General features: G+C 69.0%; 8 protein-coding genes. 4 read left to right on the top strand and 4 right to left on the bottom strand.

Features of this window, described 5'->3' with window-relative positions; genetic code table 11:
* Positions 1-82 precede the first annotated feature (82 nt).
* The 4 genes from tsf to FOE67_RS12975 all read left to right on the top strand — a co-directional run bounded on the left by tsf (position 83) and on the right by FOE67_RS12975 (position 3,681).
* Entirely contained in the window at positions 83-919 is an 837-nt protein-coding gene (gene tsf, locus FOE67_RS12990; RefSeq protein ID WP_182663771.1) for a translation elongation factor Ts, read from the top strand.
* Positions 920-1,214: 295 nt separating this feature from the next.
* A complete protein-coding gene (gene pyrH, locus FOE67_RS12985; protein ID WP_182663769.1) occupies positions 1,215-1,982 on the top strand; it encodes a UMP kinase in 768 nt (255 codons plus the stop codon).
* A 35-nt stretch (positions 1,983-2,017) separates the two neighbouring features.
* Positions 2,018-2,575: a ribosome recycling factor gene (frr, locus tag FOE67_RS12980; RefSeq protein ID WP_182663767.1), complete on the top strand. Its 558-nt coding sequence runs from the start codon at positions 2,018-2,020 to the stop codon at positions 2,573-2,575.
* Between the two features lie 68 nt (positions 2,576-2,643).
* Entirely contained in the window at positions 2,644-3,681 is a 1,038-nt protein-coding gene (locus FOE67_RS12975; RefSeq protein ID WP_182663765.1) for a phosphatidate cytidylyltransferase, read from the top strand.
* A 198-nt stretch (positions 3,682-3,879) separates the two neighbouring features.
* Here the strand turns inward: FOE67_RS12975 and FOE67_RS12970 are convergent, their stop codons facing one another.
* From FOE67_RS12970 to FOE67_RS12955, 4 genes are all read right to left on the bottom strand, one after another.
* Positions 3,880-4,065, bottom strand: coding sequence for a hypothetical protein (locus FOE67_RS12970; RefSeq protein WP_182663763.1), 186 nt, complete (start codon positions 4,063-4,065; stop codon positions 3,880-3,882).
* Positions 4,066-4,345: 280 nt separating this feature from the next.
* Complete coding sequence (locus tag FOE67_RS12965) at positions 4,346-5,575, bottom strand: tyrosine-type recombinase/integrase (RefSeq protein ID WP_182663761.1); 1,230 nt, start codon at positions 5,573-5,575, stop codon at positions 4,346-4,348.
* Positions 5,575-5,769 (bottom strand): helix-turn-helix transcriptional regulator, encoded by a 195-nt coding sequence (locus FOE67_RS12960; RefSeq protein WP_182663759.1) that lies wholly within the window; start codon positions 5,767-5,769, stop codon positions 5,575-5,577. Before FOE67_RS12960 ends, FOE67_RS12965 begins: the two co-directional genes overlap by 1 nt.
* The coding region (locus FOE67_RS12955; protein ID WP_323384857.1) for a replication initiator at positions 5,766-6,340 on the bottom strand (575 nt) is incomplete at its 5' end. The genes FOE67_RS12960 and FOE67_RS12955, both read right to left, overlap by 4 nt.

Raw genomic sequence — 6,340 nt, 5'->3', positions numbered from 1 at the left:
GGCCTGATCGGACCGATCGCCGCCCGCCGTTCCCCGGCGCGATCCCACCCCACCGACATCCCGGGAAGAGAATCACACCACCATGGCGAACTTCACCGCCGCCGACGTCAAGAAGCTCCGTGAGCTGACCGGCGCCGGCATGATGGACTGCAAGAAGGCCCTGACCGAGGCCGAGGGTGACGTCGAGAAGGCCGTCGAGATCCTCCGGGTCAAGGGACAGAAGGGCGTCGCCAAGCGCGAGAGCCGCACCGCCGAGAACGGTGCCGTGGTCGCGCTCCTGGCCGACGACAACACCTCCGGCGTGCTGGTCGAGCTCAAGTGCGAGACCGACTTCGTCGCCAAGGGCGAGAAGTTCCAGGCCGTCGCCAAGAACATCGCCGAGCACGTCGCCTCCGCCGCCCCCGCCGACATCGAGGCCCTGCTCTCCTCCGAGATCGAGGACGGCAAGACCGTTCGCGCCTACGTGGACGAGGCCAACGCCACCCTCGGCGAGAAGATCGTGCTGGACCGCTTCGCACGCTTCACCGGTGGCTACGTGGGCACCTACCTGCACCGCACCAACCCCGACCTGCCCCCCCAGGTCGGTGTGCTGGTCGAGCTGGACAAGCCGGAGGCCGGTGTCGCCAAGGACGTGGCGCAGCACATCGCCGCCTTCGCGCCCAAGTTCCTCAGCCGCGAGGACGTTCCGGCGGAGACCGTGGAGAACGAGCGTCGCGTCGCCGAGGCCACCGCCCGCGAGGAGGGCAAGCCCGAGGCAGCCCTGCCGAAGATCGTCGAGGGCCGGGTGAACGGCTTCTTCAAGGAGAACACCCTCCTCGACCAGCCCTTCGCCAAGGACAACAAGAAGACCGTGCGCAAGGTCCTCGACGAGGCCGGCGTCACCCTGAAGGGCTTCGCCCGCTTCCGCGTCGGCGCCTGAAGCCCCGACCGACGCGCGCGCGTTCGACGGTCGGCCGCGCCCGGGCTCCCGGGCCGCTATTGTCGGGCGTGCCGCGGTCCCGTCCGGAGCACCCCTCGGACGGGCCCCGGAGGGACCCGCGGCGCGCCGTCCGACACCGGCATCGCATCCGGGCCCGTCCGGGTGCAGTGGCCCGAACCGGCCGTTCGGACGCGGACCCGGACCACGCAGTCGTGAGCAGGAGGCCATTGCCGAGCCAGGGAACCGCGAGGATCCACCGGCAATGGCCTCCTTCGCATGTGCACCAGGAGAGCCCATGAACGAAGACGCCCCCGCACCGAGGACGGACCATCGATCCGGCCGCCCCTCCCGCTTCCTGCTGAAGCTCTCCGGAGAGGCGTTCGCCGGAGGCGGAGGGCTCGGCGTCGACCCGGACGTCGTCCACAAGATCGCCCGGGAGATCGCCGCCGTCGTGCGGGAGGGGGCGCAGATCGCCGTCGTCCTCGGCGGCGGCAACTTCTTCCGCGGGGCCCAGCTCCAGCAGCGCGGCATGGATCGGGCCCGGTCCGACTACATGGGCATGCTGGGCACGGTCATGAACTGCCTCGCGCTCCAGGACTTCCTGGAGAAGGAGGGCATCGACTCCCGGGTCCAGACCGCGATCACGATGGGTCAGGTCGCCGAGCCCTACATCCCGCTCCGTGCCATTCGCCACATGGAGAAGGGCCGGGTCGTGATCTTCGGCGCCGGCATGGGCATGCCCTACTTCTCCACCGACACCACCGCCGCCCAGCGCGCCCTGGAGATCCACGCCGAGGCGCTGTTGATGGGCAAGAACGGCGTGGACGGGGTCTACGACTCCGATCCGGCGAAGAATCCCGAGGCGGTCCGCTTCGACGCCCTCGACTACAGCGAGGTCATCACCCGCGATCTCCGCGTCGCCGACTCCACCGCCATCACGCTCTGCCGTGACAACAGCCTGCCGATCCTCGTCTTCGAACTGCTCGCGGAGGGCAACATCGCCCGGGCGGTTCGGGGTGAGAAGATCGGCACACTCGTGAACAGCCAGGGCCGGCGGGCCTGAACGGCCCGCTCCACACACCGAATCAGGAGCACGTGGTGATCGAAGAAGCTCTCCTCGAGGCCGAGGAGAAGATGGAGAAGGCCGTGGTCGTCGCCAAGGACGACTTCGCCGCGATCCGTACCGGTCGTGCGCACCCGGCCATGTTCAACAAGATCGTCGCCGAGTACTACGGTGCGATGACCCCCATCAACCAACTCGCGTCGTTCTCCGTGCCCGAACCCCGCATGGCCGTGGTGACGCCCTTCGACAAGAGCGCCCTGCGCAACATCGAGCAGGCCATCCGCGACTCCGACCTGGGCGTCAACCCGTCCAACGACGGCAACATCATCCGGGTCGTCTTCCCCGAGCTGACCGAGGAGCGGCGCCGCGAGTTCATCAAGGTCGCCCGTTCCAAGGCCGAGGACGCGAAGATCTCCATTCGCGGCGTCCGCCGCAAGGCCAAGGAGATCATCGACCGGGCCGTCAAGGAGGGCGAGGTCGGCGAGGACGAGGGCCGGCGCGGTGAGAAGGAGCTCGACGACACCACCGCCAAGTACGTGGCGCAGGTCGACGAACTGCTCAAGCACAAGGAAGCCGAACTCCTCGAGGTGTGAGGCACGTCCCGCACCCGGAACAGCGCGACCCCGGTGCCTCCCGGGGCGCGTGCGAACGGAAAGCACCGATGAACGAGTCACCGCGATCGACCCCCGAGCACCTCGTCCACCCACCGACCGGTGCCGGCGTCGAAGCGGGGGACGCGTCGCGGATCCCGGGCAGGTCACCCATCCCCCACCCCGGCCGGTCGAGGGACCACGCCGGAAACCACCGAACCGAACAGCGCGAGGAGCGTCCCGATGACCGGCACGGCCACCCGGTGAGCCCTTCCGACAACGGGACGCACCGCCGCAGGCGCGCCGGGCGCGACCTTCCCGCCGCCATCGGGGTCGGGGTGGGGCTGGGCGTCGTCATCCTCACGACCCTCTTCCTGTACCGCCCGGCCTTCGTCGCCGTGGTGGCGGCGGCGGCCGTGGTCGGCGTGTGGGAGCTGGCCTCCCGTTTCTCGGAGACCAAGGGCATCTCGGTGCCCCTGCCGCCGTTGGCGCTCGGCGGTGCCGCGATGGTGGTGGCCGGTTACGCGGGGGGACCCCCCGCCGCCTGGCTGACCGCCGCGGCCACGGCCCTCGCCGTGCCGGCGTGGCGACTGCTGGGACCCCCGGAGAACTACCTGCGGGACGTGACCGCCGGTGTCTTCGCGGTCTTCTACGTCCCCTTCCTCGCGACGTTCGTCACCATGATGCTCACCGCCGAGGACGGGGCCTGGCGCGTGCTGGTCTTCCTGCTCCTCACCGTGGTCAGCGACACCGGTGCCTACGCGGTGGGGTGGAAGTTCGGCCGGCGCCGGCTGGCCCCCCGCATCAGCCCCGGCAAGACCCGGGAGGGTCTCCTCGGCGCCGTGGTGGCGGCCGTGGTGACCGGCGCGCTGTGCATGGAGTTCCTGATCGACGGGGGGACCTGGTGGCAGGGGATCCTGCTGGGTCTGGCGGTGGCGGCCAGCGCCACCCTCGGTGATCTGGGCGAATCCATGATCAAACGGGATCTCGGCATCAAGGACATGGGCACCCTGCTGCCGGGCCACGGCGGGATCATGGATCGTCTGGACTCGCTCCTGCCGACCGCCCCCGTGGTCTGGATCCTGCTGCTCGTCTTCGTCGGTTCCTGAGTTCCCGACCCCCGCACGGCCCGGGCCGTGCGGGGACGCCCCGGAGCGTCGCTGTTGATCTGCGACACTGGAGCGGTTATGCCTGCACCCGGAGAACTCACCCGGAGAGGGCAACGAGAAGCCCCCCACCAGCACGTTTCCGTCTGGCAGGGGGCCGTCTTGTGTCGTCCGGGCCGTCCCCGGGCCGTCTGAGGCGCGTTAGCTACTGCGGTGACGGTGGAGCATCCTCTCGTAGAGGAGCAGGAAGGGCGCCACGTAACCGGAAGCCTCAGCGGGAGTAGCGCTCCCGGTGGAGATGAGCGCGACGCCTCCCAGGAGGGCGCTGACATAGGTAGTGCCGGTGAGCCATGGGGGCGGATGGAGTTGCGGCGAGCGATCATTCATAGTGGAGTGGGTGCCTACTTCCTAGCCGAAGACGGAACCTTGCCGCCCACAGGCATTGGCCTGGCTGTGGGCGGCTTTCTCTGCTCACCATACCGAGCCTTACCCTTCTTAATGCCTTGCTTTCGAATGTGCAATTGATAAATCGCAACATGTGTTGCGATTTATTGTTGCGACTTCCTTGGATTCCAAGATTCAAAACCCTCTGGAGGTCGAATCCGATGGAATGTGGGGCCATGGGGGCCACTCGAAAAGCTTCGATGGGTTACTTGTGTGATGTGGCTCACTGCGCATTCCGGAGTGTGCGATCTATAACCCTGCGCGTCCTCTCGCGACTGCTCGGCATCAGGTGTGCGTAGACCCGAAGTGTCATCGCCGGGTCGGAGTGGCCCAGGTACTCGCTCACCGCCTTGATGCTCTCCCCGGCGTCCAGGAGTACTGAGGCGTAGAAGTGCCGCAGGGCGTGCATCCCGTGTTCCCGGGCCGAGACGTACGAGCCGTCCGGAGTCGCTTCCGGGATGACTCCCGCCGTCGCCAATGCCGGTTTCCAGACGTGCGCGTTGAAGTTGCCGCGCCACACGATCCCGCCCCGGGTGTTGGTGAACAGTAGGGGCACCCTGACGGCCTCTCCGCCCCACCTTCGCCACGGCAGCGTGATCGGCACCGGCCTGTGCCGCTTCATGTGTTCTTGCAGCGCCGAGGCCACCGAGGAGGGCAGGGGAACGTCACGCTCCTTGTCGCCTTTCGGCGGAGCCAACATGGCCCGTCCGTTGATGAGCTTGAGCTGTCGCACCACCCGCACGGTGTTCGACTCGAAGTCGATGACGTCCTGGCCCAGGCCGAGGATTTCCCCCTGGCGGAGCCCGCACCCGGCGCCGAGGTCCACCATCGCGCGATACCGCTCGGGGAGGGCAGCCCGAACCGCAGCCACCTGGTTCGGCGTCCAGGGCACCACCCGACTGTTCTCGACCGCCGGGGGCTTCACCGACTTCGCCGAGCAGGGATTGCGGGGCAGGTAGCCGTCATCGACCGCCGCACTCAGGCAGGCCCGAACGTTGCTGTAGATGGTCCGGGCGTATCCCCCCTCGATCTCACTGGTCTCCAGGGCGTGCACCAGCTCGCGGATGTGAGAGGGCCGGAAGGACGACAGCGGCCGGGAGCCGATACGGGGGAAGACGTGGAGCCGTAGCCGGATCTCCATGGCGATCCGGGTGTTCGGGTCGCTCGTATGGGAGGCGAGCCAGGCCGTCGCGTACTGCTGGAAGGTCGTGCGGGTGGCGGCGGGGTCGATGTACTGCCCGCGTTCCATGTCGGCCCGGGTACGCGCCAACCACGCATCCGCCTCCCGCTTCTGACGGTCGGGGAAGCTCTTGGACTTCTCGGTACCGTCCGGGCCGATGTAGCGCGCCCGGTAGCGCATCCCGAAGCCGTGCCGGGGCGTCTTGACCTTCACCGTCTTGCCGTCCGGTCCTTTCTCCACCCGGAACCACCGGTCTTGGATGTGTCCGGCCATCAGACGGTCTCCTCGATGCGGGAGGCGACCCAGCGGCGCACGTCCTCGGGGTCGAAGCGCAGGTGTCGGCCGACGCGGAAGCCGCGGGGGCCGGTGCGCTTGCGGCGCCACTGGTAGACGGTCTCCACGGGCACGCCCAGGAGGTCGGCGAGGTCGAGGGGGGTGAGGTAGCGGGCGGGCAGGTCGCGGCTCATGCGGTTCCCTCCCGGGCCCGGAGTTCGAGGAGTTGTTCGCGGGCGACTTCCCGGCCGATGCGCAGGTCTCGGGCGATGGAGGCGGCGAGCCAGGACTCGCCGGGGGAGTGGCCCGATCCGGCGTAGCTCCAGTGCGCCAGGACCAGGGTCGAGGCGTCTTCGGGTAGGTCGAGGTGTTCGCGTTGTTCGGCCGCCCGGTAGTCGGCGCGTGCCTGGCGGAGGGTGCCGAGGGTGGTGGAGTAGTGTCGGGATTTGGTGGAGAAGTGGCCCCGGAAGCCGAGCATGTGGGCCCAGGCCCACAGGCGGCGGTCGGGGTAGGCGGGGTCGAGGTCGCGGCAGGCGTGGATCAGGCGGCGGGTGTGGTCGGGCAGGGCCAGGCGGTCGAGTTCGGCGATCTCCCCGATCCGGTGGTCGGGGGTGCCGGTGGTCTCGGCGCCCTTGGTGGCGTACTTGGCGACGTAGGAGGCCACCGCCGCATCGGTCAACGGACCGTCTCCCTCACGGTCGGGGTCGGGGCGGGTGATGGGGCGGATGTCGAGCTGGCGGCCCCAGCGCAGCACCCGGGCGGGGT

The organism is Streptomyces calidiresistens (assembly GCF_014141525.1).
GTDB classification, from domain to species: domain Bacteria; phylum Actinomycetota; class Actinomycetes; order Streptomycetales; family Streptomycetaceae; genus Streptomyces; species Streptomyces calidiresistens.
The sequence above is the reverse complement of the archived record's forward strand: the minus strand, read 5'-3'. Positions and strand labels throughout refer to the sequence as shown.